This is a genomic window from Streptomyces sp. HUAS ZL42 (assembly GCF_040782645.1).
In the GTDB taxonomy this organism is placed as follows: Bacteria; Actinomycetota; Actinomycetes; order Streptomycetales; family Streptomycetaceae; genus Streptomyces.
Genome location: NZ_CP160403.1, coordinates 6,200,109 through 6,225,114, shown reverse-complemented (window position 1 = coordinate 6,225,114; position 25,006 = coordinate 6,200,109). Strand labels below are relative to the sequence as shown.

At 72.0% G+C, this 25,006-nt stretch carries 21 protein-coding genes; 9 read left to right on the top strand and 12 right to left on the bottom strand.

All coding sequences use genetic code 11. The features are described 5' to 3' along the window. Window positions 1–16: 16 nt before the first annotated feature. Together ABZO29_RS28585 and ABZO29_RS28580 are read right to left on the bottom strand one after the other, a co-directional pair. A complete protein-coding gene (locus tag ABZO29_RS28585; RefSeq protein WP_367323042.1) occupies window positions 17–1,780 on the bottom strand; it encodes a TIGR03767 family metallophosphoesterase in 1,764 nt (587 codons plus the stop codon). Between the two features lie 231 nt (window positions 1,781–2,011). Then, window positions 2,012–2,473 carry an NUDIX hydrolase gene (locus ABZO29_RS28580; RefSeq protein ID WP_367323041.1) on the bottom strand — a complete coding sequence of 154 codons (462 nt, stop codon included), beginning with the start codon at window positions 2,471–2,473 and terminating at the stop codon, window positions 2,012–2,014. Between the two features lie 272 nt (window positions 2,474–2,745). Here ABZO29_RS28580 and ABZO29_RS28575 point away from each other — a divergent pair, with 272 nt between their 5' ends. Then, complete coding sequence (locus tag ABZO29_RS28575) at window positions 2,746–6,051, top strand: S8 family serine peptidase (protein ID WP_367323040.1); 3,306 nt, start codon at window positions 2,746–2,748, stop codon at window positions 6,049–6,051. A gap of 52 nt (window positions 6,052–6,103) precedes the next feature. On the opposite strand, the gene ABZO29_RS28570 is transcribed toward ABZO29_RS28575, so the two are convergent. Together ABZO29_RS28570 and ABZO29_RS28565 are read right to left on the bottom strand one after the other, a co-directional pair. After that, complete coding sequence (locus tag ABZO29_RS28570) at window positions 6,104–6,805, bottom strand: hypothetical protein (RefSeq protein WP_367323039.1); 702 nt, start codon at window positions 6,803–6,805, stop codon at window positions 6,104–6,106. Window position 6,806: 1 nt separating this feature from the next. Continuing rightward, window positions 6,807–7,346 carry an RNA polymerase sigma factor gene (locus tag ABZO29_RS28565; RefSeq protein ID WP_367323038.1) on the bottom strand — a complete coding sequence of 180 codons (540 nt, stop codon included), beginning with the start codon at window positions 7,344–7,346 and terminating at the stop codon, window positions 6,807–6,809. Between the two features lie 284 nt (window positions 7,347–7,630). Between ABZO29_RS28565 and ABZO29_RS28560 the strand changes: the two genes are divergently transcribed. Then, window positions 7,631–8,647 carry an aspartate-semialdehyde dehydrogenase gene (locus ABZO29_RS28560; RefSeq protein ID WP_367323037.1) on the top strand — a complete coding sequence of 339 codons (1,017 nt, stop codon included), beginning with the start codon at window positions 7,631–7,633 and terminating at the stop codon, window positions 8,645–8,647. Between the two features lie 53 nt (window positions 8,648–8,700). Here the strand turns inward: ABZO29_RS28560 and ABZO29_RS28555 are convergent, their stop codons facing one another. Then, a complete protein-coding gene (locus ABZO29_RS28555; protein WP_367323036.1) occupies window positions 8,701–9,177 on the bottom strand; it encodes a DUF1203 domain-containing protein in 477 nt (158 codons plus the stop codon). Between the two features lie 112 nt (window positions 9,178–9,289). On the opposite strand from ABZO29_RS28555, the gene pepN reads away from it, so the two are divergent. Beyond that, complete coding sequence (pepN, locus tag ABZO29_RS28550) at window positions 9,290–11,863, top strand: aminopeptidase N (RefSeq protein WP_367323035.1); 2,574 nt, start codon at window positions 9,290–9,292, stop codon at window positions 11,861–11,863. Window positions 11,864–12,204: 341 nt separating this feature from the next. Here the strand turns inward: pepN and ABZO29_RS28545 are convergent, their stop codons facing one another. After that, window positions 12,205–13,461, bottom strand: coding sequence for a M14 family zinc carboxypeptidase (locus tag ABZO29_RS28545; protein ID WP_367323034.1), 1,257 nt, complete (start codon window positions 13,459–13,461; stop codon window positions 12,205–12,207). Further along, window positions 13,430–14,386: an EamA family transporter gene (locus ABZO29_RS28540; protein WP_367323033.1), complete on the bottom strand. Its 957-nt coding sequence runs from the start codon at window positions 14,384–14,386 to the stop codon at window positions 13,430–13,432. The genes ABZO29_RS28545 and ABZO29_RS28540 overlap by 32 nt, the downstream gene beginning before the upstream one ends. Before the next feature lie 280 nt (window positions 14,387–14,666). Between ABZO29_RS28540 and ABZO29_RS28535 the strand changes: the two genes are divergently transcribed. Then, a complete protein-coding gene (locus ABZO29_RS28535) occupies window positions 14,667–15,191 on the top strand; it encodes a MarR family winged helix-turn-helix transcriptional regulator (RefSeq protein WP_367323032.1) in 525 nt (174 codons plus the stop codon). A 7-nt stretch (window positions 15,192–15,198) separates the two neighbouring features. Here the strand turns inward: ABZO29_RS28535 and ABZO29_RS28530 are convergent, their stop codons facing one another. Continuing rightward, window positions 15,199–16,668 (bottom strand): FAD-dependent monooxygenase, encoded by a 1,470-nt coding sequence (locus tag ABZO29_RS28530; protein ID WP_367323031.1) that lies wholly within the window; start codon window positions 16,666–16,668, stop codon window positions 15,199–15,201. Between the two features lie 130 nt (window positions 16,669–16,798). On the opposite strand from ABZO29_RS28530, the gene ABZO29_RS28525 reads away from it, so the two are divergent. Continuing rightward, window positions 16,799–17,377 carry a TetR family transcriptional regulator gene (locus ABZO29_RS28525; protein WP_367323030.1) on the top strand — a complete coding sequence of 193 codons (579 nt, stop codon included), beginning with the start codon at window positions 16,799–16,801 and terminating at the stop codon, window positions 17,375–17,377. A gap of 103 nt (window positions 17,378–17,480) precedes the next feature. On the opposite strand, the gene ABZO29_RS28520 is transcribed toward ABZO29_RS28525, so the two are convergent. The 3 genes from ABZO29_RS28520 to ABZO29_RS28510 all read right to left on the bottom strand — a co-directional run bounded on the left by ABZO29_RS28520 (window position 17,481) and on the right by ABZO29_RS28510 (window position 20,165). Beyond that, entirely contained in the window at window positions 17,481–17,744 is a 264-nt protein-coding gene (locus ABZO29_RS28520) for a hypothetical protein (RefSeq protein ID WP_367323029.1), read from the bottom strand. Between the two features lie 126 nt (window positions 17,745–17,870). Further along, window positions 17,871–19,952 carry a 4-alpha-glucanotransferase gene (gene malQ / locus ABZO29_RS28515; RefSeq protein WP_367323028.1) on the bottom strand — a complete coding sequence of 694 codons (2,082 nt, stop codon included), beginning with the start codon at window positions 19,950–19,952 and terminating at the stop codon, window positions 17,871–17,873. Then, window positions 19,953–20,165: a hypothetical protein gene (locus ABZO29_RS28510; protein WP_367323027.1), complete on the bottom strand. Its 213-nt coding sequence runs from the start codon at window positions 20,163–20,165 to the stop codon at window positions 19,953–19,955. Between the two features lie 178 nt (window positions 20,166–20,343). Here ABZO29_RS28510 and ABZO29_RS28505 point away from each other — a divergent pair, with 178 nt between their 5' ends. From ABZO29_RS28505 to ABZO29_RS28495, 3 genes are read left to right on the top strand one after another with little or no spacing between them, the layout of a single operon-like run. Further along, on the top strand, window positions 20,344–20,877 hold the full coding sequence (locus tag ABZO29_RS28505) for a PadR family transcriptional regulator (protein WP_367323026.1): 534 nt from the start codon (window positions 20,344–20,346) through the stop codon (window positions 20,875–20,877). Continuing rightward, on the top strand, window positions 20,874–21,572 hold the full coding sequence (locus ABZO29_RS28500) for an ABC transporter ATP-binding protein (protein ID WP_367323025.1): 699 nt from the start codon (window positions 20,874–20,876) through the stop codon (window positions 21,570–21,572). Before ABZO29_RS28505 ends, ABZO29_RS28500 begins: the two co-directional genes overlap by 4 nt. Beyond that, complete coding sequence (locus ABZO29_RS28495) at window positions 21,569–22,936, top strand: FtsX-like permease family protein (protein WP_367323024.1); 1,368 nt, start codon at window positions 21,569–21,571, stop codon at window positions 22,934–22,936. Before ABZO29_RS28500 ends, ABZO29_RS28495 begins: the two co-directional genes overlap by 4 nt. 93 nt (window positions 22,937–23,029) lie before the next feature. Here ABZO29_RS28495 and ABZO29_RS28490 read toward each other — a convergent pair whose 3' ends face one another. After that, window positions 23,030–23,566: an HNH endonuclease gene (locus tag ABZO29_RS28490; RefSeq protein ID WP_121888680.1), complete on the bottom strand. Its 537-nt coding sequence runs from the start codon at window positions 23,564–23,566 to the stop codon at window positions 23,030–23,032. Window positions 23,567–23,904: 338 nt separating this feature from the next. Here ABZO29_RS28490 and ABZO29_RS28485 point away from each other — a divergent pair, with 338 nt between their 5' ends. Continuing rightward, the gene (locus tag ABZO29_RS28485; RefSeq protein WP_367323023.1) at window positions 23,905–25,002 is read left to right on the top strand and encodes a mechanosensitive ion channel family protein; all 1,098 of its coding nucleotides are present in this window, start codon (window positions 23,905–23,907) and stop codon (window positions 25,000–25,002) included. Window positions 25,003–25,006 lie beyond the last annotated feature (4 nt).

Sequence of the window (25,006 nt, the reverse complement as noted above, 5' to 3'; positions counted from 1 at the left end):
ACCGCGTCGCTGCGTTTCAGCCCTTCTTCAGCACAAGCTCCGTGTTGCGGTCGTCCGCCCCGCCCATCAGCAGCGTGTCGCCGGAGCGGGCGTTGTAGGACAGCTCGCGGTACAGGGCGGCCAGGCCGGTCTGGGAGAGGTCGGTGTGGTCCGTGCGGTGCGGGGCCGCGGACTCGATGAGGGTGGTGAAGACGGAGAGCGTGCCGTCCTTGTTGTCGACCAGCTCGACGACGCGGGCGAGCTGGGGGAAGTCGACGTGGGAGGCGGTGGAGATCTCCCAGAAGGACCGGCCGTCGGGGGCCGCGTGCGGGGTGATGCGGTTCTGGTGGATGTGGCCGTTGACCCAGGCCAGAACGTTGCGGTGGCTCGCGAGGAGGGCGGTCAGTTCGGCGCCGTCGTGACGGTGCTCGCTCGGGCGGGACGGGTCGGGGCGGGTGTTCTGCATCGTCGTACTGGTGTGGTGGCTGAAGACGACGGCGTACGCGTCCTTGTTGTCGCGCAGCGTCCTGTCCAGCCACTTCAGCTGGGCCGTGCCGATGGAGCCGTTGTAGTGGCCGCCCGGGTCGGTGGTGTCGAGGCTGATGCCGATGACGTCGTCGGCGACCTGGAAGGTGTAGTACTGGGTACCCGCGTCGAGATTGGCCGTCGAGTAGCCGTGTCCCACCGGGCCCGGGCCGCGGTACGCGGGGTCCAGATGGGCCCTGAGCCAGTCGGCGGGGGCGTACGGGGCGCGGCGCTCGTCCGGGGTGACCGAGCGCATGTCCCGGGCGTGGGCCTTGAGGAAGTCGCGGAAGCCGGTTCCCTCGGGGTCCTTGGCGTAGCTGATGCTCTGCCGGAGCTTCACGGTCTCGGCCGCGCCGGCGTTCATCAGCTTCCTGCCGCCGGTCGCGTACTCGGTGAGGTAGGGGTCGCCGTGGGCGTAGCAGCCCAGCGGCAGGGAGTCGTGGTTGCCGACCGTGGAGTACCAGGGCAGGTTGAGGCCGGGGCTGCGCAGTTCGCGGATCGCGGCCGCGAGGAAGCCGTCCACGTGCGGGAAGCCCTGCTGCTTGTAGGCGTCGCGTACCGCGTGGTCGGGCTGCCAGTACAGCTTCAGGCCGCTGTTCTGCACGCCCTCGTAGTGCAGCGGATCACCGGAGTTGGGGGTGATGCGGCCGCCGCTCATCACCTTCAGGTACCACTCCAGTTCGGTGCGCGCGTTGTTGTCGGTGTTGTCGCCGGTGGTCACGGCGAAGTGCAGCGGCGAGCCGGTGACGGGGGCGCCCCGCAGCGCGTTGATCCGCTCGACGAGCGAGACCGCGCCCTGCACGGTGAGCGCCTCGTGCGGGCGCCAGGCGCGCGGGTCGCCGGCGCAGAAGTACTCCAGCCGCAGCGGGTGCTGGCTGTCGATGAGGTGCAGATCGGTGAGCTGGACGAACGCGGCGAGTGTCGTACGGCGTCCGGCGCGGCCCGCCCTGGGTGCGGCCAGTTCGCGGCGGACGACGCGCTGCCAGCCGGGGCCGCTGCCGAGCCGGCGGTAACCGGATCCGGAGCGCGGGGCGGCGACCGTGGCGAGGGTGGTGCCCTTGGTGTACGGGGCCAGGGGGGCCGCGGGGGCCTTCCGGGACTGCGCCACCTGCGCCTCGTGGGCATGGGCCGGGGCGGGAGCGGGGGCTGCCTGGCTGTCGGTGGGCCGCAGGGCGTAGCCGACGCCCGCGGAGACGGACACGGCGGCGGTGGCGGCGAGGACGGTACGGCGGTTGACCACCGGCACGGAGCCGGCGACAGAGCGTATGCGCGACATGGCGCGATCTCCCCGAGTGCGAACGCGTCGGCAGTGGTCGCGGGCGGTCGCTGTCGCGAACGGCCCGCTCGCTCTGGATGCTTGGCACCGGGAATGACCTGTGCGTGAACGAGGCGGCAACGCGCAACACCGATCTCCGTACGTGGATCTCGGCAAACACCAGGCGTTCACGGCCGCTCCGCGCACGGCCGGGAGGCGGTCACTGCGCGTTCATCTCGCGGGGTAGTGAACCTATCCCTCGGGGAGCGCGAGCCGTCCCGCCGTCGGGCGCTCGCGCCACAGCCGCAGCGCCGTGTCGACCAGCCCGACCCGCCTCAGCGACGGCACCGTGTCCAGATCCTGCCAGGCCGCCAGGTCCGTGGAGCCGCCCACCTCGTAGCGCAGTTCGCCGCCGACGACCAGGCCCTCGTAGACCAGCCGTACGCCGTGGTGGTCGGTCGCGCGGCGCAGGCCACGGCGCGGGACGGTGAAGTGGTTCGAGTGGACGCCGAGGAGGCCGGTCACCTCGATGCGGTAGCCGGTCTCCTCCTCCACCTCGCGCACGACGGTGTCGTACGGGTCCTCGCCGTGCTCCATGCCTCCGCCGGGCACGACCCACTCGGGGGCGCCGTCGGGTGCGGGCGAGCGGGCGAGCAGGACCTGGCCGTCACGGACGCACACGGCGTAGGCCGCCACCCTCAAGTTCTTTCGCACGTACGGACGTTAACCCGCCGGGTCCGGATCGGCAGGCGAGTATTTCCGGAAGCCCGGGACGCCGGGCGACTTGTCGCCATTCAGGACTCATCACCCCAAAGCGCATCGCGGGTTTTCCCCATACATCCATATCGTTTCGGTCAACCCTCCCCAAACAACTGTCCCTTGGGTAAAGCTGTGCGATCGTCCGGGGTCGTATTCCGGACGACCGAGACCGGGGCCCATCGGGCCCGGTCGCTCGACGCACGTTCCTTTACGTACAAGGGATGCCGATGACCTCCACCCCCCAGCGCGAACCGATACCGGGCGCCAGACGCGTGGCCCGCACAGCCGTGGCCGCGGGCCTGGTCGCCGCGCTGTCCGCGGCAGGGCCGATACCCATGGCCTTCTCCGCGGACCAGAGCCCGGCCGCCGCCGACCCGGCCGTCAAGGCCGCTCACGACAAGCTCGGCGCCGACGACGCCGACCTGCTCGCCGAGGCCAAGGCCGCCGGCGACAAGACCGTCACGCTGATGGTCGCGACCGCGGCGGGCCAGACCGAGCAGGTCGCCGAGAAGCTCGACGCGGTCAAGGGCGGCTCCGTGGGCCAGACCTACGACAAGCTCGGCTACGTCCGCGCCACCGTCCCGACCGGCAAGGCGGACGCGGCCATCGCCGCCGCCGCGAAGCTGTCCTCCGTGCACGCGATCGACCTGCGGCAGGAGATCCAGCTCGACGACCCGACGCCGGCCGCGGACACCGCGAAGGGGGCCGCGAGCACGTCCACGGCGACCTACCCGGCACCCGGCAAGTACACCCCCGCCGAGAACCCGTACAACCCGTCCTTCGAGACGGGCGCCGTCAACTTCGTCAAGGACCACAAGAAGGCGGACGGCCGCGGCATCACCATCGGCATCCTCGACTCGGGCGTGGACCTCGGCCACCCGGCGCTGCAGAAGACCACCACCGGCGAGCGCAAGATCGTCGACTGGGTGACCGCGACCGACCCGATCCTCGACAGCGACGCCACCTGGCGCCCGATGGTGACCGCCGTCTCCGGCCCCGCCTTCACCTACGGCGGCAAGAGCTGGACGGCGCCCGCCGGGTCGTACCAGATCAGCCTGTTCCGCGAGTCCGCCACCACCGGCGGCGACGCCAAGGGCGACGCGAACCGCGACGGCGACACCACCGACTCGTGGGGCGTGCTGTACGACGCGGCGGCGGGGACCGTCCGCGTCGACCTGAACAACAACTTCGACTTCGGCGACGACGAGGTTCTGAAGCCGTACAAGGACGGTTTCCAGGTCGGTTACTTCGGCACCGACAACCCGTCCACCGACGTGGTCGAGCGCCAGCCGTTCGTCGTGCAGATCCGCAAGGACGTGCCGATGGACCCGTTCGGCGGCGACTGGGTCGGCAAGAAGGCCGACTTCGTCAACATCGGCGTCATCGAGTCCGAGCACGGCACGCACGTCGCCGGCATCACCGCCGCCAACGGCCTGTTCGGCGGCAGGATGAACGGCGCGGCCCCGGGCGCGAAGATCGTCTCGTCCCGTGCCTGCACCTGGACCGGCGGCTGCACCAACGTCGCGCTCACCGAGGGCATGATCGACCTCGTCGTCAACCGCGGCGTCGACATCGTCAACATGTCGATCGGCGGCCTGCCCGCGCTGAACGACGGCAACAACGCGCGCGCCGAGCTGTACACGCGCCTCATCGACACCTACGGCGTCCAGCTGGTCATCTCGGCCGGCAACTCCGGCCCCGGCGCCAACACCATCGGCGACCCCGGCCTCGCCGACAAGGTGATCTCGGTCGGCGCGACCATCTCCAAGGCGACCTGGGCCTCCAACTACGGTTCGGTCGTGGAGAAGAAGTACGCGATGCTGCCCTTCTCCTCGCGCGGTCCGCGTGAGGACGGCGGCTTCACGCCGACGCTGTCCGCGCCGGGCGCCTCGATCAACACCACCCAGACCTGGCTGCCGGGCTCCCCGGTCGCCGAGGCGGGCTACTCGCTGCCGGCCGGCTACTCGATGCTGCAGGGCACCTCGATGGCCTCCCCGCAGGCCGCGGGCGCGTCCGCGCTGCTGCTGTCCGCCGCCAAGCAGAAGGGCATCGCCCTCACCCCGGCGACCCTGCGCACGGCGCTGACCTCGACCGCCGACCACATCAAGGGTGTGCAGGCGTACGAGGAGGGCGCGGGCCTCATCAACATCGTGGACGCCTGGGACGCCATCAAGGACGGCGCCACCGCGCACGACTACACGGTGAAGGCCCCGGTCGACACCGCGATCGACTTCGCGCTGAAGACGCCGGGCTTCGGCACCGGCCTGTACGACCGCGAGGGCGGCCTGAAGGCCGGCCAGAAGAAGACGTACGACGTCACCATCACCCGTACGTCGGGCGCGGACAAGGCGATCCGGCACGAGCTGGACTTCGAGAACAACGCCGGTGGCACCTTCAAGATCGTCGGCTCGGACGAGGTGAAGCTGCCGCTCAACCAGCCGGTGACCGTCAAGGTCCAGGCCGCTCCGAAGTCCGCGGGCCTCAAGAGCGCGATCCTCGAGGTCGACGACCCGAAGACCGAGGGCGTCGACAAGCAGATCCTCACCACGGTCGTGGTCTCGGCGCCGCTGAACTACAGCTTCTCCGCGTCGAACAGCGTGCAGCGCAACAGCTCGCAGTCGTACTTCGTGACCGTCCCCGAGGGCGCCAAGTCCCTCGAGGTCGCGATCGGCGGGCTGAAGGGCAAGAGCCAGACCCGGTTCATCGCGATCCACCCGTACGGCGTTCCGTCCGACACCACCGGCACTCCGTACTGCTACAACAACTACCTCGACGGCAACGGCTGCAAGCCCGACGTGCGTTCGTACGCTGACCCGCAGGCCGGTGTCTGGGAGATCGAGGTCGAGTCGCGCCGTACGTCGCCGCTGCTCGACAACCCGTACAAGCTGGACGTCACCGTGCTCGGCGCGGCCTTCGACCCGGAGACCGTGACCGTGCCCGAGGCCAAGGTCGGCACCCCGGCCGCCGCCTCCTGGAAGGTGACGAACGGCTTCGCCGCGATCGACGGCAAGCTGGTGGGCGGCCCGCTCGGCTCGTCCAAGACGGAGCGCCCGACGATCAAGGAGGGCGAGACCCGGACCACCACGGTCGAGGTGCCCGCGGGCGCCAAGTCGCTCGACGTCGTCATCGGCAACGTCTCCGACGCCTCCGCCGACCTCGACCTGACGGTCTACGACGCCAACGGCACGCAGGTCGGCCAGTCCGCCGACGGCGACTCGGAGGAGGCGGTCTCCGTCGCCTCGCCCGCCGCCGGTACCTACACCATCGAAGTCGTGGGCTACGCGGTCCCGGCCGGCTCCACCGAGTACGACTACCGGGACGTGTTCTTCTCCGCGTCCCTGGGCACCGTCACCGTCGACGAGTCGACGCCGGTGAAGCTCGCCACGGGCGCCTCCGCGAACGTGTCCGCCACGGTCACGGCCGCCGCGGCCGCGCCCGAGGGACGTGCGTTCTTCGGTCAGGTCCAGCTGGTCAACGCGCGCGGCACGGTCGCGGGCGTCGGCAACGTGGCCATCGAGAAGGTCACGCCGTAGTCCTGATCACGGCTGTGGGGCGGGCGTCCGGGTACCGGGCGCCCGCCCTTTGTCATTCCGCGCACTGCAGGGCGCGCGACTCGGAGAGACCCTGCGCGACGGCGACCTCTTCGCGGGCGATGTCACCGGCGCCGACGACCCAGGCGTCGGGCGTCGCTGACTGCCCGGAGAAGCCGACGAGCACGTGGTCGCCCCGGTTCAGCAGGGGGTCCATGTCCTGCTCCACCACAAAGCTGACCTCGGCCTTGCCCTGGTCGGGCTTGTAGTAGCGGGTCACGCGCAGGACCACCCGGTCCCGTGCGGTGCCGGGGACGCGCTCCACGTCCGTGACGTCGCCCTCGACGACGAGTCGGGCGCAGGCGAGATAGGTGGGGGCACCGAAGACGCTCCCGGCGCCCGCGTCCGCCTTCGAGTCCGAGTCCGCCTGCGACTTCTCCGCGTCGCTGGACGCACCGAGGTCGTTCGCCCCGCTGCCCGCCTGGGAGACCAGCCAGCCCAGGCCGACGACCAGGGAACCGGCCACGGCGACGCCGGCGGCCTGCACGGCGAGGGGGAACCAGCGGCGCCGGGGCGGCCGTACGGGACGCTCCTGCCGTACCGGAGCGGGGTGCGGCGCCCCGGCGATCTCCTGGAGCCCTTCCCGGTCCGCTTCCGTCAGTGCGTCGGCGATGACGCCGAGCTGCTCGCGCAGCAGCGCCACCATCCCGGGGTCCAGGCCGTCGTGGTCGTCGCGGTTGTCGTGTTCGGCGGTCACGTCACACCACCTCGTCCTCGTGCAGGCGGGCGCGCAGGGCCCGTACCGCCGTGTGCAGCCTGCTCTTGACCGTGCCCTCCGGGACGCCGAGCTCCTCGGCGATGGAACGCACCGGCAGGTCGGCGTAGAAGCGCAGGACGAGGACCTGCCGCTGGGCGTCGGGCAGTTCGTCGAGGCCCCGGGCCACGGCGAGCGACAGCAGGCTGGTGTCCTCGCCGGAGGGGTGCGCCGGCTGGCGCAGGGAGGCCAGACGCTCGCCGATCCGGTCCTGGCGGCGCTTGGCGCGGTGCCAGTCCATGGCGAGGTTGGAGGCGACGACCGCCGCCCACGCGGACACGTCCCGTGGTGCCTCGCGGCCGCTCGCGGCCCGTTCCAGCAGCCGCAGGCGGACCTGCTGCACCCCGTCCAGCAGGTCCGCCTGCGGCACCCCACCCAGGGCGAGTACCGCCCGTACCCGTCGCTCCTGGGCCGCGTCCAGGGGATCCCCGTGGACGGCGTGCGCGTCCTCCCCCTGGCCGCGACGGGCCTTTCTGCGCAGCACAGCACCCCTCCCCTCGCCGCGTTTCTCCTACGACGCCGGTGGCGCCGGAAACGTTCGGAGGCGTACGTCACATCTCGGCAACGAGCAGCACAGCTTGCGGCGAGACGTGATCGTAAGGCGAATTTCTCCAGCTCAGAAGAGGTGTGGCGGGAGTTCCACAACCGTTGATCACGCCGTGTCGTCCCAGCCCTCGGGCATGGGGCGCAAAGAATTGGACAGGCGGACCCGGGTCGGCCGCATGATGGAAACGCCGCAGCCATTCAAGAACACGCAAGGGAGTCGCCGTGAGGGTCGGAATCGTCGGAGCCACCGGTCAGGTCGGCACGGTCATGCGCAGGATCCTCGCGGAACGGAACTTCCCGGCCGACGAGCTGCGCCTGTTCGCCTCGGCCCGCTCGGCCGGGACGGTCCTGGACGGCGTGACGGTGGAGGACGCGGCGACCGCCGACTACACCGGCCTCGACATCGTGCTGTTCTCCGCGGGCGGTGCCACCTCCAAGGCGCTGGCCGAAAAGGTCGCCTCCCAGGGCGCCGTCGTGATCGACAACTCCTCCGCCTGGCGCAAGGACCCGGAGGTACCCCTGGTCGTCTCCGAGGTGAACCCGCACGCCGTCGCCGACCGCCCCAAGGGCATCATCGCCAACCCGAACTGCACCACGATGGCCGCGATGCCGGTCCTGAAGGTGCTGCACGCGGAGGCCGGCCTCGAGGCGCTCGTCGTCGCCACCTACCAGGCGGTGTCCGGCTCGGGCCTCGCGGGCGTGGCCGAGCTGCACGGCCAGACGCAGAAGGTGGTCGCCGACGCCGACAAGCTCACCCATGACGGCGAGGCGGTGGACTTCCCCGAGCCCGGCGTCTACAAGCGGCCCATCGCCTTCAACGTGCTCCCCTTCGCGGGCAACCTCGTCGAGGACGGCCTGAACGAGACGGACGAGGAGCAGAAGCTCCGCAACGAGTCCCGCAAGATCCTCGAGATCCCCGACCTCAAGGTCTCCGGCACCTGCGTGCGCGTCCCGGTCTTCTCCGGCCACTCCCTCCAGGTCAACGCCCGCTTCGCGCGCCCGCTGTCGCCGGAGCGCGCGACGCAGCTCCTCTCCGACGCGCCGGGCGTCGTCCTCACCGACATCCCGACGCCGCTGCAGGCGGCCGGCAAGGACCCGTCGTACGTCGGCCGCATCCGCGCCGACGAGACGGTGGAGCACGGGCTCGCCCTGTTCATCTCCAACGACAACCTCCGCAAGGGCGCTGCGCTGAACGCGGTGCAGATCGCGGAGCTGGTGGCGGCGGAGCTGAAGGGCTGACGCCCTGCCTCGGTCCAAGGGCGGTCACCGCGAGTGGTGGCCGCCCTTCCGCGTCAGTACCTGCGGACCTCGTACAGGAAGCAGCCGTACTCCACCGCCCGCACGTGGACGAGCGCGACCTCCGGGTCCGTGAACGCCTCCGCGAAGGCCCCGTCGAACCCCTTCGCCTCCTCCACCAGCCGCCCGCCCAGGATGTGCCCGTCGGCGGAGTAGCGGCGGACCGTGCGGTGGGCGTCGGTGAAGGGGTGGTCGTCTCCGGTCGGTCCCGCGCACTCCTCCGCGTGGATGAAGACGGGGCCCTGCTCGTCGTAGGCCCCGGGATCCACTCCCGTCTCCGCCGCCCAGCGGCGCAAAGGCGCGTACGAGACGAGGGCGATCCGCTCGCCCGGCTCGCTGCGGCGAAGGCAGCAGCGCAGCGGCGCACCTCCCTCCTCATCGGTCACGGGAACCATCTCGCGTCCCGCGTCGTCAGCAGAGCGCAGCTCCTTCAGAACGGCGGGCGTGACTGGTCGTGCGGTGTAAATCGTCATGTCCCCACACTCGCCCGGGTCCGCCCCGCTCACCGGCGGTAAACGGACATCGCGTTCCGTGCAGGTCCCGTGGAAGGATGGCGCCACCGACACATGACGAGGAGATGACCGCGTGCCTGGCACAAACCTGACTCGCGAAGAGGCGCAGCAGCGGGCGAAGCTGCTCACCGTTGACTCGTACGAGATCGAACTCGACCTCTCCGGCGCGCAGGAGGGCGGCACCTACCGGTCCGTTACCACGGTGCGCTTCGACGTCGCCGAGACCGGCGCGGAGTCCTTCATCGACCTGGTGGCCCCGGCCGTCCACGAGGTGACCCTCAACGGCGACCCGCTCGAGCCCCGAGACGTCTTCGCGGACTCGCGGATCGCCCTGCCGGGGCTCCTCGAGGGGCGCAATGTGCTGCGCGTCGTCGCCGACTGCGCCTACACCAACACCGGCGAGGGCCTCCACCGGTTCGTCGACCCGGTCGACCAGCAGGCCTATCTGTACACCCAGTTCGAGGTGCCCGACGCGCGGCGCGTGTTCGCCTCGTTCGAGCAGCCCGACCTCAAGGCGACCTTCCAGTTCACCGTGCGGGCGCCGGAGGGCTGGACTGTCGTCTCCAACTCGCCGACGCCCGAGCCGGACGACAACGTCTGGGCCTTCGAGCCGACGCCGCGCATCTCGACGTACATCACCGCGCTGATCGTCGGCCCCTACCACTCGGTCCACAGCGTGTACGAGAAGGACGGGCAGAGCGTGCCGCTGGGCATCTACTGCCGCCCGTCGCTCGCCGAGTTCCTCGACTCGGACGCCATCTTCGAGGTGACCCGGCAGGGCTTCGACTGGTTCCAGGAGAAGTTCGACTACGCGTACCCGTTCGAGAAGTACGACCAGCTGTTCGTGCCGGAGTTCAACGCGGGCGCGATGGAGAACGCCGGTGCCGTGACCATCCGCGACCAGTACGTCTTCCGGTCGAAGGTGACCGACGCGGCGTACGAGGTGCGCGCGGAGACGATCCTCCACGAGCTGGCCCACATGTGGTTCGGCGACCTCGTCACCATGGAGTGGTGGAACGACCTGTGGCTGAACGAGTCGTTCGCCACGTACACGTCGATCGCCTGCCAGGCGTACGCGCCCGAGAGCCGGTGGCCGCACTCCTGGACCACGTTCGCCAACTCCATGAAGACGTGGGCCTACCGGCAGGACCAGCTGCCCTCCACCCACCCGATCATGGCCGAGATCCGCGATCTCGACGACGTGCTGGTCAACTTCGACGGGATCACGTACGCCAAGGGTGCCTCCGTCCTCAAGCAGCTCGTCGCGTACGTCGGCATGGACGAGTTCTTCAGCGGTGTGCAGGCCTATTTCAAGCGTCACGCGTACGGCAACACGCGCCTGTCCGACCTGCTCGGTGCCCTGGAGGAGACCTCCGGGCGCGATCTGAAGACGTGGTCGAGGAAGTGGCTGGAGACGGCCGGTATCAACGTCCTGCGGCCGGAGATCCAGACGGACGCCGACGGTGTCATCACCTCCTTCGCCATCCGCCAGGAGGCCCCGGCCCTCCCGATCGGCGCGAAGGGCGAGCCGATCCTGCGGCCGCACCGGATCGCCATCGGCCTGTACGACCTCGACGGCGACAGCGGCAAGCTGCTGCGCGACGAGCGTGTCGAGCTGGACGTCGACGGCGAGCTGACCGCCGTACCGCAGCTGATCGGCCGGCGCCGCCCGGACGTCGTCCTGCTCAACGACGACGACCTGTCGTACGCGAAGGTCCGCCTGGACGAGCAGTCGCTGGCGTTCGTCACCGAGCATCTGGGCGACTTCGAGGCGTCGCTGCCGCGCGCGCTGTGCTGGGCCTCGGCCTGGGACATGACCCGGGACGCGGAGCTCGCCACCCGCGACTACCTGTCCCTCGTCCTGTCGGGCATCGGCAAGGAGTCCGACATCGGCGTCGTGCAGTCGCTGCAGCGCCAGGTGAAGCTGGCGATCGACCTGTACGCCGACCCGGCGGCCCGCGAGGCACTCCTCAACCGCTGGACCGACGCCACGCTGGCCCACCTGCGCGCGGCCGAGCCGGGCGGCGACCACCAGCTGGCATGGGCGCGGGCGTTCGCGGCGACGGCCCGTACGCCGGAGCAGCTGGACCTGCTGGAGAGCCTGCTCGACGGTTCCGTGACCGTCGAGGGGCTGGTCGTCGACACCGAGCTGCGCTGGGCCTTCGTGCAGCGGCTCGCCGCCGTCGGCCGGTTCGACGAGGCGGAGCTCGCCGGCGAGTACGAGCGGGACAAGACGGCCGCCGGCGAGCGTCACGCGGCGACCGCGCGGGCCGCCCGCCCGACCCCGGAGGCCAAGGCGGAGGCCTGGGCTTCGGTCATCGAGTCGGACAAGCTCCCGAACGCCGTTCAGGAGGCGGTCATCTCGGGCTTCGTCCAGACCGACCAGCGCGAGCTGCTCGCCCCGTACGCCGACAAGTACTTCGAGGTGGTCAAGGACATCTGGGACTCCCGCTCCCACGAGATCGCCCAGCAGATCGCGATCGGCCTCTACCCGGCGATCCAGGTGTCGCAGGAGACCCTGACCAGGACGGACATCTGGCTGGGCGCCGCCGAGCCCAACGCGGCCCTGCGGCGGCTCGTGTCGGAGTCGCGCGCCGGCGTGGAGCGGGCACTGAGGGCGCAGGCCGCGGACGCGGCGGCCGAATAGCCCATAAGCGGGTCGGGCGGACGACCGGACCGGTCACCCACCCGACCCGCACACCCGCCCGGCGATGTCCAGCATGGCCCGCACATGCAGTGCCGTCTGCGCGGAGACCGGCACCCACGACGGCGCCGCCCAGGCCGCGGACGCGGCGGCCGAATAGCCCAAAAGCGGGCCGGGCGGACGACCGGACCGGTCACCCACCCGACCCGCACACCCGCCCGGCGATGTCCAGCATGGCCCGCACATGCAGTGCCGTCTGCGCGGAGACCGGCACCCACGACGGCGCCGCCCAGGCCGTGGACGCCGAATAGCCCAAAAGCGGGTCGGGCGGACGACCGGACCGGTCACCCACCCGACCCGCACACCCGCCCGGCGATGTCCAGCATGGCCCGCACATGCAGTGCCGTCTGCGCGGAGACCGGCACCCACCGCGGGTCGTACGCCTTGTCCAGCTCCTGGCACCACTCGCGCACCAGGTCCGCGAGGGCCTCGGCGGTCTCCGGGGCGGTGTGGGCGAGGGCCCGGCGCAGCATGGCCGCCGCGCGCAGCGGGATACGGCGGGCGGCGATGCCGAGGGTGGCGAAGTGGCCGCGGGAGCCGCTGAGTTCCTCCGCCGTCCAGGTGGCGGCGACCGACGGCGCCACGCCGACGAGTTCCCGGCCGGCCTCGCGCAGGGGCACCAGTTCCTCGGGGACGTCGCTGTCCGCGCGGTCCCCCAGCACGGCCGTCAGCTCCCGGGTACGGCCCAGCAGCACCTCCCCCACCCGCGCGATCTCCCGCTGCGGGTCGGCGGCGGGCCGTGCGTCGCTCACCGCGGGGACGGCCCAGGCGGGTGCCTCGACGAGCGCGGTCAGGGTGCCGTGCCGGCGCGGGTACAGCCAGGTGCTCTCGGCGACGAAACCGCTCGGGTCGCGCTCGCTCCCGGCCCGGCCGGCGGGCAGTTGCAGGATGCCGGGCGGGTCAGGGTGCCAGTCGGGGCCGTCGCAGGGGTGGTCGTCCAGGGGGATGCGCAGGAGCGCCGCGGTCTCCCGGAAGGCGCGCGCGGCGCCGGGCACGTCCCGCGTCAGCATGGCGAAGGCGCCGCCGAACTCGATGCCGTGCAGCGTGAACTGGGCGACCGGCCGCAGTTCGTCGAGCAGCCGTACGAGCGTCGCCGACTCGGGCAGGGGGTCGCGGTTCTCGCCCAGTGCGGGCAGCGACTCCGGCTGACAGGCGAACGCGGGCCGGTAGAGGCGCAGGTGGCACCTCTCCAGGGAGGGTGCCGGTTCCTCGGGCTGCCAGCCGTGGGCGAGGTGTGCCCCGTCCGGGTCGAGGCAGAGCAGGAAGTGCCAGGTGCAGCCGAGCCGTTCGAGCATCCGCGGCCGGCGTGCCAACACCCCGGCAAGGCGGAGTGCGGAGGCGCCGCCCACCGGTTCGTTGGCGTGCGCTCCGGCGACGGTGAGGATCTGCCGGTCCCCGTGCCCGGCGGACAGCAGCCGTATCGGCCGTCCCGCCCGGCTCTCGCCGACGACACGCAGGCGCAGCACGCCGGGCGAGGCTGCGGCCAACGCGCGGGCCTGCCACTCCAGTTCATCGACGGCCGGATACAACGATGTCCGCATCCCGCCAACAGTCGTGCCGGTGTACATCAGCGTCAAGAGCGCCTTGTTGCCGATGGCGCGTTTCGCGGATCGCCCGCGAGCCACCGCCCTGTCCCATGACCGTCGCCCCGAACGCCAGCGCCATCCCCGCCAGTTGGACCGGTGTCAGCGCCTGGCCGAGCGCCGCCCAGCCGACGACGGCCGCGGTCAGCGGCGACAGGGGGCCGAGGAAGGTGACCTGGGTGGCGGTGAGCCGGCCGATGCCCTGGAACCAGAGCCAGTACGCGACCGCCGTGTTCGCCAGCGCGAGGTAGAGGTAGCCGCCGATCGCGGGGCCGTCCAGCGCGGGCGGGGCACCCTCGACGAGAAGCGCGAGCGGGGCGATCAGCAGGCCGCCCGCGGTCAGTTGCCAGCCGGTGAGCGCCAGCGGGCCCACCCCGTCGGGCCGGCCCCACTTCTTGGTCAGGACCGTGCCGGTGGACATGGACACGGTGGAGGCGAGCGCAGCGATCACGCCGAGCGCGTCCAGCGCCCCGGCCGCCTTCAGCACGACCAGGCTGACGCCGAACGCGGCCACGACCCCGGCGAGCAGGGACCGCACGGTCGGCCGCCGGCCCAGCAGTACCGCCGAGAGGCCGACGACGAACAGCGGCCCGACCGAGCCGACGACGGCCGCCATGCCTCCCGGGAGCCGGTAGGCGGAGAGGAACAGGAGGGGGAAGAAGGCGCCGATGTTCAGCGCGCCGAGGACCGCCGCCTTCCACCACCAGGCACCGCGCGGCAGCACCCGGGACACGGCGAGCAGCAGCAGTCCGGCGGGAAGGGCACGCATCAGACCGGTGAACAGGGGGCGGTCGGGCGGCAGCAGCTCGGTGGTGACGGCGTAGGTGGTGCCCCAGGAGACGGGGGCGAGGGCGGTGAGCAGGACGGTCGCGGGCCGTTTCATGGCCGGGTCCCTTCGGAGGAGTCGCGGGTTGCACCGAGAGAGGCGCCGCAGAGGCGGGGGGCGTGCGCCGTCACCGGCGCGGTCGGGGAGGCGTCGGGGCCGGCGCCGCGGGCGACGGTGACCGGCACGGGCCGTACCGCCTCCTCCGGCAGCCGCCGCTCCACGCGGAGCAGCAGGGCCGCGGCCGCCGCCGAACTTAGTAGAAAGTAGCTTAGCTCTAAGCTACTTTCCGTCAAGCCACTTTCTTGCGGGCGAGCGGAACGCGGCCGATACTCCCCTCATGAGCAGCCAGAACCCCGCACCCAGGGCGCCCGGGGACCCGGTCGACGCGATCATCGAGCAGTGGGCCCTCGTACGGCCGGACCTCGACACCCGGGCGATGGAGATCTTCGGCCGTGTCTACCGGCTCGCGCGCGCGATGGGCGACCGGATGGAAAAGGCGTACGCGCGGTTCGGCATCTCCCGCGGCGAGTTCGACGTCCTCGCCACCCTGCGCCGCGCCGGGGAACCGTACACCCTCTCCCCCCGTCAGCTCTCGGCGACGCTGATGCTCACCACCGGCGGCATGACCGGCCGCCTCGACAAACTGGAACGGGCCGGCCTCCTGCGCCGCTCCCCCGACCCGCACGACCGCCGGGCCCTGCAGGTCACCCTGACGGACAAGGGCCTGGAACTGATCGACGAGGCGGTCGGCGCGGGACTCGCCGTCCAGACGGAGGCCCTGACCGCGGCCCTCGACGAGGAGCAGGCCGGCCGACTGGCCGACCTGCTGAGGGAGTTGCTGACGGGGACCGAGAGGCCGTAGTCCGCTCTCAGCCCACGTGGGCGGCGAGAGCCGCCTCGATCGCGGCCGGATCGGCGGCCTCGGCCGCCCAGGCCACGTATCCGTCGGGGCGGACCAGGACGGTCGTACGGCGGTCGCTCGCCCAGCGCTCGACGGTCAGCCTGCCCTTGCGGGCACCCTGGTCGTCGTACGTCTCCCCCTCCTCCGCCTTCGGGGTGATCAGCACGAAGCGGCCGCCACGGAGGGCCTCGTAGAGGCGGCCGCCGTCGGCGAGGGCGACGTCGGGGACACGGGTGCCGGTGAGACGGTGGGCGCCGCGGGGGGCAGCGTACCTGTAGCCGATGCCGGTGATCCGGCCGATGGCCCTGCGGCGGGCCGGGGCTGCGGTGTTCAGGAAGGTCGTGAGAGCCGCGCGGAGGGCCAGGGTCCAGGGGCTCTTGGCCATGGCCAGGCGGACGATGCCGCCGCTGCTGCGCAGGACCGACCTGCCGACCGGGTGCCGTTCGGACTGGTACGTGTCGAGGAGGGTGCCGGGTGCGTGGCCGTTGACCACCTGGGCGAGCTTCCAACTCAGGTTGGCCGCGTCCTGAAGGCCGGTGTTCATACCCTGGCCGCCGGCCGGGGTGTGGACATGAGCGGCGTCACCGGCGAGGAGGACGCGGCCCACGCGGTAGGCGGGCGCCTGGCGTTCGTCGCTGTGGAACCGTGACATCCAGCGGGCGTCGTGCATCCCGAAGTCGCGGCCGAGGGCGAGCCGGGTGACCTCCTTGACCTCGTCGAGGTCGAGGGGCTCGCTGTCGGGGACGTTGCGGGCACGGTTCCAGCCGATCACGCGGTAGTAGCCGTCACCGAAGGGCGCGAGGAAGGCGAAGGCGTCGCCGACGGCGTTGACGGTGAGCAGGGTCTCGGGCTCCTCCGCGAGCCGTACGTCCGCGAGGACGACGGAGCGGATGACCGAGTGGCCGGGGAAGGGCAGCCCGATCGCGCTGCGGACGGCGCTGCGCATCCCGTCGGTGCCGACGACGTAGGCGGCGCGCAGGGTCGCGGTCTGTGCGCCGGGGGTGCGGACCTCGACGGTCACGCCGTCCGCGTCCTGGGTCAGACCGGTCACCTCGGTCTCGTACCGGAACTCCACGCCGGCCTCCACCGCGCGCCGCTCCAGGAGCTTCTCGACCTCGTACTGGGGGATGACGAGGAGGTGGTTGAAGCGGGAGGGGAGGGTGTCGAGGGCCACGGTGAGGCGGCCGAAGAGGCGGAGACGGTCGAGGCGGCGGCCGACCGCCTCGAGGTCGTCGGCGAGACCGCGGGCGTCGAACTGCTCGAGTGTGCGGGCGTGCAGGACGAAGGCGCGGGAGAGGTTGCTGATCTTGTGGGGGCGCTTCTCGAGGAGGGTGACGCGGACACCGGCGACCGCAAGGTCGGCGGCGAGGAGCAGGCCGGTGGGGCCGGAGCCGACGACGATCACGTTGGTGCGGGTGCTGCCAGTGGTGCCGGTCATCTTGGCCTCCTGGGGTGCCAACGCTTGTTGGTCAACACTTGTTGGTCAACGCTCGTTGGCAAACATAGGCGCACTTTCGGGAGGGAGTCAACACTTGTTGGCAAACGCTCGTTGGCCTACGCTTGTTGACATGCCAGCCAGCAAGCCCACGGCCCCGGCCCGGCGCTCCGATGCCACCCGCGCGGCCATCCTCGAAGCCGCCCGGGAGAGGTTCGCCGCGGACGGGTACGAGCGGGCCACCATCCGCGCCATCGCCAAGGACGTCGGCATCGACCCTTCGATGGTGATGCGCTACTACGGCAACAAGGAGGGCCTCTTCGCGGCGGCCGTCGCCGTCGATCTGCGGTTGCCGGAACTGGGCGCGCTGCCCCGGCACGACGTCGGACGGGCGCTCGTGACCCATTTCCTCGCCATATGGGAGGAGAACGAGCAGCTCACCGCCCTGTTGCGGGTCGGGGCGACCAATCAGGCCGGGGCCGAGCGCATGCAGGCGATCTTCCGGGAGCAGCTCCTCCCGGTCGCCCGGACGGTGTGCCCTGATCCGGAGCAGGTGCCGGCCCGGGCCGGGCTCTGCGCGACGCAGTTGCTCGGGCTGGCGCTCACGCGGTACATCCTGCGCCTCCCGGCGGCCGTGGGGCTCAGCCGTGGGGAGGTCGTGGCGTGGCTGGGGCCGACCGTGCAGCGGTATCTGACGGCGCCGAGCCCCTGATCGGCACGCCGAGGGCGCCGACTCGCCCACGTACGGCTGGTGCGCGTACGTGGGAGAGTCGGCGCCCTCGGGAAGCGTGCGGTGCTCGGGGCGGAACGCCCCGTCAGGCCTTCGAGCCGGCCTTGGCCTTCGTCACCCGGTGCGAGGGGTGCGACTTGTCCAGGACCATCACCAGGCCGGTGATGACCGCGAACAGCGCGACCGGGGCCACGAGGTAGAGGCCCAGCGTCTCGATGACGCTCAGGCCCTTGCCGGGGTCGTCGCCGTCGTCGCGGGTGAGCGCGAGCGCGGGGGACGACATGAGCAGCATCATCAGCGTCGTACCGGCGGCAAGGGTGCCGGCGCGCAGGGCGTTCTTCTTGTCCACGGTGCAAAAGTAGCGAACGCGGGATCGGGGCGCGCGTCCGGGGTCGGTATGAGGCGCCCCGTGCGCGAGCGGCCCACTCAGCGACCAGCCGCCCACCACCCGCACCCGGCGGACGACGGTCGGCGCTCACCCCCCGTGCCGCAGCACATCCACCAGCGCGTGCAACCTCGGCGAAGCCGCCAGTTCCTCCAGCGTCACGGGACGGCCCTGCGCGTCCGCGATCGGAAGGCGCCAGTTCGGATACTGGTCCCACGTGCCGGGGAGGTTCTGGGGGCGGCGGTCGCCGACGCCGTCCGGGAGCCAGAGGCCGAGCATGCGGGCCGGGGTGCGGAGCAGGAAGCGGTGGAGGGCCTGGATCTCGGCCTCCTCCGAGGACGTGCCGAGGCCTCCGCCCGTGCCGTCGAGCAGGCCCAGGCGGGCCAGCAGTGCCAGCCACTCCCCCGTGTCCGCGGCCGCCTCCGCGCGTTCCTCCCCGACGGGGCGGGTCAGCAGGCCCAGGCTGTCGCGGAGGTCGACGTGCTCTCCGGTGAGGCGGGCCGCGGTGGGCGGGAGGTCGTGGGTGGTGGCGGTGGCGAGGCAGTCCGCGCGCCAGCGGTCGGGGGGCAGCGGCAGGCCGTCGCCGTCCCAGTCGCGTTCGAACCACAGCACCGACGTGCCCAGCACCCCGCGCTCGCGCAGCGTCTCGCGGACGCCCGGCTCCACGGTGCCCAGATCCTCGCCGATCACCACGGATCCGGCCCGCGAGGCCTCCAGGACCAGGATCGCGAGCATGGCCTCGGCGTCGTAGCGGACGTACGTGCCCTCGGTCGGTGCCTCGCCCTGCGGGACCCACCACAGGCGGAACAGGCCCATGACGTGATCGATGCGCAGGGCGCCGGCGTAGCGGAACAAGGCCCGCAGGAGCCGTCGGTACGGCGCGTAGCCCGACTCCGCCAGTCTGTCCGGTCTCCACGGCGGCAGGCCCCAGTCCTGGCCTCGTGCGTTGAAGGCGTCGGGGGGAGCGCCGACCGACATCCCCGCCGCGAAGTGGTCCTGCTGTGCCCACGCGTCCGCGCCGCCCGGGTGCACGCCCACCGCCAGGTCGTGCACGATCCCGATGGGCATCCCGGCCTCGCGCGCCTCCCGCTGCGCGGCGGTGAGCTGGGCGTCTGTGAGCCACGCGAGACGGGAGTGGAAGTCGACTCTGTCGATCAGCTCCGCCCGGGCGCGCGCCGTTTCCGGCGAGCGGGGGTCCTGGAGGCCTGCGGGCCACCTGCCCCAGTCCGAGCCGTACACCTCCGCGAGCGCGCACCAGGTCGCGTGGTCCTCGAGGGCCTCGCCCTGTTCGGCGAGGAAGTCGGCGTACGCGGCGCGCCGTCCGGGCCCGAGCGGTACCTCCCGCACGAGCTCCAGCGCCTTCCGCTTGAGCTCCCACACCGCGTCCCGGTCGATGAGCGCGTCCTTCTCCAGGACCGCCTCGCGCAGGCGTGCGGCCCGCTCCAGCAGCGAGCGCACCCCCTCGCGGTCCCCGACGTACGCGTACTCGGGGACGTCCTCGACGCGCAGGTGCACGGGGTCGGGGAAGCGGCGGGAGGAGGGGCGGTAGGGCGAGGGATCGGTGGGGGCGCCGGGGACGGCCGCGTGCAGGGGGTTGACCTGGATGAACCCGGCGCCCAGGGCGCGGCCGGCCCAGGCGGTGAGTTCGGCGAGGTCGCCCAGGTCGCCCATGCCCCAGGAGCGCCGGGAGAGGAGGGAGTAGAGCTGGACGAGGAGTCCGTACGAGCGTGACGTCGGCGTGGGCAGCCGGGGCGGGGCGACGACCAGGTGGGCGTCGGCCGTGCGTCCGTCGGGTGCGGTGGCCGTCAACCGGTGGACGCCGAGCGGGAGTTGCGCGGCGGTGGCGCGGGTCTCGCCCTGCTCGGTCTCGATGCGCAGGCGGGTGCCGTCCGGCAGTGCGGCCGTCGCCTCCGGCTCGCCGCCGCTCCAGCACACCACTGTGGGCGGCAGCAGCCGCTCCCGCAGTTCCCGCTCCCGGGCGGCGAGCGCGGCGCGGGTGGCCTCCGGGGTGCCCGCGTCGACGCCGAGGGCGGTCAGGACGCGGGTGACGGCGGCGGCCGAGGCGGCGACCGTACGGTCCGGGGAGGGACTGTAGGAGGTGGCGACGCCGTGCAGCTCGGCGAGCCGGGACAGGTCCTCGCCGGGTGGTGCGGCCGGCCGTGGTGCGGTCATCTACGGCCTCGTGGAGTCGGAGTCCGCGGCGGCGAGCGGCGGTTCGCTGGTGAGGGGTTCGGCGTCGGGCAGCGGGGGTTCGCTGGTCAGCGGGGCCTCGGTGCAGGCGCCCTCGGCGCTGAAGGCGCACAGGTGGGGCTCGGCGGGCTCGATGGGCGGCTCCGCCATGCGTTTGGAGAGGGCCGGGAGCAGAAGGTGTGCCGGTGCGGCCACGTGTTGGCCTCCTTGTCGAGTGCGGCGTTCAACGGGTTACCGCAGCCCTACCCAGCGGGCGCGGCGCCAGACGTCGTACAGCGAACAACGCGCATCTCGTCACATTCCATCCTCCACGCCCTGCGAATTTCCCGATCACTATTCACTCAGTACATGTAGCCAGTACATACTGAGCTCCATGAGCACCCGTCACATCCTGCTGGGCCTGCTCGCGGCGGGGCCGAGCCATGGCTACGACCTCAAGCGACGCCATGACGAACGGTTCCCGCAGGCCCGTCCGCTGGCCTACGGGCAGGTGTACACGACCCTGCAGCGTCTGGTCCGCGACGGCCTGGCGGAGGTCGAGGGCACCGACTCGGACGGCGGCCCGGAGCGGACCGTGTACCGGTCGACCACGGACGGATCGCGCGAGCTGGCCCAGTGGTCGAAAACGGTGGCACCACCGGCACCGTTCGTGACAAACGAGATCTTCGCCAAGGTCGTCGTGTCGATCCTGTCCGGCGGCGACCCGGCCGCCTACCTGCGGGCGCAGCGCGACGCCCACATGGCGCGGATGCGGGAGCTCACGGCCGTCAAGACGGCCCCGGGCGGCGATCTCGCGACCGTGCTCTCGGCGGACTACGCCCTCAACCATCTCGACGCCGACCTCCGCTGGATGACGACCACGGCGGCCCGGCTGATCACTCTGACCGCGGAGGTCGACGCAGCATGAGCAACCACGGGGGTACGACGGTCCCGCGCCTCGCGGCCCGTGACCTCGCCAAGGCCCACGGCAGGACACCGGCCCTGCGCGGCGCCTCGGTCGAGCTGGGCGCCGGCGAGATCCTCGCCGTCACCGGGACCAGCGGCAGCGGCAAGTCCACGCTGCTGCACTGTCTGGCCGGGATCGTCCGGCCGGACGAGGGCACGGTGACGTACGCCGGGGAGCGGCTCGACGAGCTGCCCGAGAAGCGGCTGAGCGAGCTGCGCCGCACGGAGTTCGGGGTGGTGTTCCAGTTCGGGCAGCTGATACCCGAGCTGACGGCCCTGGACAACGTGGCGCTGCCGCTGATGCTGGCCGGAGCCCCGCGCACGGACGCCCGGGAGCGGGCCGGGGGGTGGCTGGAGCGGTTCGGGGTGCGCGGTCAGGGCGAGCTGCGGCCGGGTGAGATGAGCGGCGGCCAGGCGCAGCGGGTGGCACTGGCCCGGGCCCTGGTCACCGGTCCGCAGATCGTCTTCGCGGACGAGCCGACGGGGGCGCTGGACTCGCTGGCGACCGAGCAGGTGATGACGGCCCTGGTGCACACGGCCCGCGAATCCGGCACGTCCGTGCTGCTGATCACGCACGACGCCCAGGTGGCCGCGTACGCGGACCGCGAGGTGCGGCTGAGCGACGGGGTCGTGGCGTCGGCGGGGGTGACGGCGTGAGGACGGTGGATTCCGACCTCCGGATCGCCTGGCAGCTCACCCGGGGCTCCGACCGGCGTGAGTGGTGGCGGGCCGGGCTCACCGCGCTCGGGGCGGCGCTCGCGACCGGATTCGCGCTGGCGGCCGTCGTCCTGGCCGCGCTGCGCGGCAGCTACGACACGGGGCTGGCGCACGGCCTGCTGAACCAGCCCGGCGAACGCACCGGCGTGGTCTTCACCCTGCTGCTGCTCCTGATCCCGGTGCTCGGCTTCCTCGGTCAGACCGCGCGGATCGGCGCCGTCCACCGCGACCGGCGGCTGGCCGGGCTGCGGCTGGCCGGAGCCACGCCCTGGCAGGTACGCCGGATCGCCGCGCTGGAGACGGGCCTTGCCTGCCTGCTGGGCTCGGCGGTCGCCACCGCGGTCGCGACACCGGTCCTGCTCTCCCTGTGGTCCCACCCGACCGTGCTCGCCTGGGCCGGGATCGTCCTGGTCGCCCTGGGTGTGCCCGTGCTGGGCGCGGCGGCGAGTGCGCTGGCGCTGCGCCGGGTGGTGGCCTCGCCCCTCGGCCGGGTACGCCGGGTGCGGCCCACGCGGCCTCCCGGGCGGGCGTTCCTGGCGGTGACCGGGCTGTGCACGATGCTGGTGCTGCTGACCGTCCTGACCCCGGACAACGGTGACGCCCTCACCTCCTCCCTGCCCCAGCTGATGGTCTTCGCCCTGATCCTGCTGGTCGGCGTCGTGGCGGTGTGGCTGACGGGCTGGTCGTCCGGGCTGCTCGGCCGCGTGCTCGCCGTCCGCGCGCGCCGCCCGGCGCCGCTCATCGCGGCGGAACGGCTGCGCGACGACCCGTGGGCGACGGCCCGTACGCACGCTGCCGTACTGCTGGTGACGCTCGTGGGCACGGGCTTCGTCGGCGTACGGCAGGTGCTGCTCGCCGATCTGCGCGCCATGCGCGGCGACGGCTCGCTCGGCATGGACATGGCTTTCTATACGACGGGCATCGATCTGACGGCCGCCGCGATCCTCGTCGCTCTCGCGCTCGTCCTGTGCGGTCTCGCCGTCGGCACCGCCGAGTCCCTGGCCACCCGGCGCCGCGGCCTGGCCGCGCAGACCGCCGCCGGCGTGCCGCGCGGGGTGCTGGTCCGGGCGCTGCTGCTCGAGACCGCGCTGCCGCTGGCGCCCGCGGTGGCGGTGGCGGGCGTGGACGGAATGGCGATCGGCGTCTGGTACGCCTCGCTCACCACGGAGCACACCGTCCCTGCCGTGCCGTATGTGGCGCTGCTGGTGCCGGTAGCGGTGTACGCGTGCTGTCTGCTGGCGGCGGCCACCGCGCTGCCGCTGCTGCGCCGCTCGGTGCACCCGGCGGAACTGCGCTACGTGTGAGCGCCGCACGACCGACCGGTCCCGGGGGCACGGGGGACCCCCGGGGTCGGTTCGCAGCCGTCCGTGTTCACGGCAATGCGAAGGCCCGGATCGTCAGGCGGAGATGCCGTCGATCCGGGCCAAGGCGTCGTCCGCGCCGTACGGCTGCAAGTAGGGCAGCCAGCGCGGGTCCCTATGGCCGGTCCCGATGATGCGCCAGGCGAGGCCGGTGGGCGGAGCTGGTTTGTGGCGCAGCCGCCAGCCGATCTCGACGAGGTGACGGTCGGCCTTCACGTGGTTGCAGCGGCGGCAGGACGCCACCACGTTGTCCCAGACGTGCTTGCCCCCGCGACTGCGCGGGATGACGTGGTCGACGCTGGTTGCGACGCCACCGCAGTACATGCACCGGCCCCCGTCGCGGGCGAACAGCGCCCTACGGGTCAGAGGGACGGGCCCCCGATAGGGAACCCGGACGAATCGCTTGAGCCGGACCACGCTGGGTGCGGGGACTGTGACGGTTGCGCTGTGCATAAAGGCGCCGGACTCCTCGAGGCAGACGGCCTTGTTCTCGAGGACGAGGACGAGCGCGCGGCGGAGCGGTACGACGCCGAGCGGCTCGTACGACGCGTTGAGGACCAGGACATGCGGCACGGATGCCTCCTTGGGCGTCGGCGGCGCGTGGCTCGCGCCGGGACGATCTGCAGTCAGTCTCCCCTCTTGCCTGGTGAACGCGCCACCATCTCCCGGTAACGGGCTGGGAGTGTTTTCGACCACATCTGATTCATCCCCCGGGTCGTGAACGGTTCATCCCTCCAGTTCATCCCCAAGTGAGCGCGGTCTCTCCCCCGGACAACGCAACGATCCACACACAATGCCCCGATAGTGTGGTGAGCCTGCCTTTCCGGTGACCGTTCCGTGACCTTGATCGGCCGCGGACCCTCCGTGACCACCTGCCGGTGGGGCAGACCGCCGCACTGGAGGTACCTGCCGTGTCCTTGTCCGCCGTCCTACTGGCCGCCGGTTCGCCGTCGCCGTCTCCCTCGGAGTCGCCGACCGTGTCCGTCCCGTCCCTCCAGGACGCCCAGGAGAGCGCGACGAACGCAGCCAGCTGGGTCGAGCAGAACTGGTCGACGTGGCTCGCGATCGGGCTCAGAGTCCTGCTGATCCTGGTGATCGCGGCGGTGCTGAGAACGGTGGTACTGCGGGCGATCACCAAGCTGATCGACCGTATGACCCGGACCGTGGAGTCGGTCGACGGCACGGCCCTGAGCGGGCTGCTGGTCAACGCCGAGCGCCGCCGCCAGCGCTCGCAGGCGATCGGGTCCGTGCTGCGCTCGGTGGCGAGCTTCCTGATCCTGGGCACGGCGGCCCTGATGATCCTGGCCACGTTCGAGATCAACCTGGCCCCGCTGCTGGCGTCCGCCGGTGTCGCCGGTGTGGCGATCGGTTTCGGCGCCCGCAACCTCGTCACGGACTTCCTCTCCGGCGTCTTCATGATCCTCGAGGACCAGTACGGCGTCGGGGACCAGATCGACGCGGGTGTGGCCTCCGGCGAGGTCATCGAGGTCGGGCTGCGCGTGACCAAGCTGCGCGGCGACAACGGCGAGATCTGGTACGTCCGCAACGGCGAGATCAAGCGGATCGGCAACCTCTCGCAGGGCTGGGCGACGGCCGGCGTCGACGTGACCGTCAAGGCGTCCGAGGACCTGGACCGGGTCAAGGCCACACTCGACGAGGTCGCGGAGAAGGTGAGCGCGGAGGAGCCCTGGAACGAGCTGCTGTGGGGGCCCATCCAGGTGCTGGGCCTCGACTCCGTCCTCCTCGACTCGATGGTCGTGCGCGTCTCGGGCAAGACGATGCCCGGCAAGGCACTCACCGTCGAGCGCGAACTGCGCTGGCGCATCAAGCGGGCGTTCGACGCGGCGGACATCCGCATCGTGGGCGGTGCCACGGCCCCGGCGGACGAGGAGACCCCGGACCCGACGGCGCTGGTCGCGGCCCCGTCGGTGTTCTCCAACGCGGACTCCCCTCAGGTCGCGGCGGCTTCACCGATCGCGGCGCCGCGGCCGGCGCCTCAGCCGAAGTAGGGCG